Annotated in this window: 2 protein-coding genes; both read left to right on the forward strand. The window is 65.5% G+C overall.

The window, feature by feature from the left end:
* Positions 1-1,224, forward strand: coding sequence for a hypothetical protein (locus K789_RS0100415; protein ID WP_306376070.1), 1,224 nt, complete (start codon positions 1-3; stop codon positions 1,222-1,224).
* A 244-nt stretch (positions 1,225-1,468) separates the two neighbouring features.
* Positions 1,469-1,624: DUF3117 domain-containing protein (locus K789_RS24270; RefSeq protein WP_084507106.1), on the forward strand; the 156-nt coding region annotated here is incomplete at its 3' end.

Here is a 1,624-nt window from a genome sequence, read left to right on the forward strand (position 1 = left end):
CTGGTGGCGCGCTGGCCATGGTGGGTCCAGGTGGGCGGACTCTACGTCGCCGCCCGGCTGGTCAGCGCCTGCATCTTCATGGCCGCCGCCCTGCATCAGGGCGTCAACCCCTGGTTTCCCGCCAAGCCGGACTACTGGTCCTTCGTCAACATCTGGGATGCCCGGTGGTACGGCGAGGCCCTCCAGAACGGCTACCCGGTCGTCCTCCCGACCGACGGGGCCGGAAACGTCCAGGAGAATGCCTGGGCGTTCTACGCACTCTTTCCCATGCTGGGCCGGGTGGTCGCCGGGCTGACGGGAATGCCTCCGGCGTTCGCTCTCACGGTGATCGCCATGGTGAGCGGTCTGGGGGCGGCACTGGTCATCTACAGACTCTTCCGGCTCAGGGCATCACACCGCACCGCGCTTTGGGGAACGGTGTTCGTATCCACCTTTCCGGTCTCGGCGGTGCTCCAGGTACCCTACGCCGAGTCGCTGAACCTGCTCTTGCTGGCCACGGCACTGCTGCTGGTGATGGAACGCCGTTACCTGTGGGCGATGCCCGCCGTCGTGCTGATGTGCCTGTCCCGGCCCACCGGCGTGCCGTTCGCAGCGATGATTGGACTGCTGTTCCTCCACCGGGTATGGCAGCACTACTCGGCGGCCCGCAGCGCGGCAGGCACAGGTGGCTTTGCAGCGGAAGTCGGCCAGGCCCGGGACGTGCCGCACAGCGTGGCGCAGCTGTGGTCGCTCGCCGGCTTGACGGCGGTCAGCGGCATCGGTGCCCTCCTGTGGCCGGCGATCGCCTGGGCCGTCACCGGGGACATCCAGGCCTACACCAAGACTGAAACTGTCTGGCGCGGCCATGACCTCGTGCCGTTCAAACCCTGGTTCGACACCGGCATCCTGCTCTTCGGCCCGGTTCTGGGGGTCGTGGCTCCTTTTGTTTTTGTTGCGCTCTTCGCCGCGGCCATGATGTGCCGTCCCGTGCGGGCGCTGGGCTCGGAACTGCGGCTGTGGTGTGCCTGCTATATGGGCTACCTACTGATCTTCCTGCACCCCCAGACGAGCACGTTCCGGATGCTGCTGCCGCTCTTCCCGCTGGCCCTCAGCGCGGCCCTCGTGTCCCGGTCCCGCGCGTACCGCGGCAGCGTGGTCATCATGTTCCTGCTGCTGCAGATTGTCTGGATCGTGTGGCTGTGGGCCTGGGCGCCGCTGCCCGGCGGAGGGGACTATCCGCCGTGACGTGCGGCACGTTTCGCGGCTGCCGGAGCAGCGTCGGTGGGATCAGGACGCGGCGCGTCGGAAAGTCCAACGATTAGCTACAGCCGCGTTGTTACGCGATAATAGTTGGTAAGCAAGGACAAGAAGCAAACTGACTACATGGCCCTGATGGCACCCATCACGGCCGCCGGGCAGCTTGATTGACTAAGCGGACGCAGCCCGGCCGGGCTGGTATGTCACTGGACTAATGGAGGGGATATTCCTTATGGCGGCAATGAAACCACGCACCGGCGACGGCCCGATGGAAGTAACCAAAGAAGGACGCAGCTTGATCATGCGTGTGCCGCTCGAAGGTGGCGGACGGCTCGTGGTTGAGCTCAACTCTTCCGAAGCTGCCAACTTGAAGGAATGCCTCGTCGGC

It is taken from the genome of Arthrobacter sp. TB 26, from assembly GCF_000427315.1.
Taxonomy (GTDB): domain Bacteria; phylum Actinomycetota; class Actinomycetes; order Actinomycetales; family Micrococcaceae; genus Arthrobacter.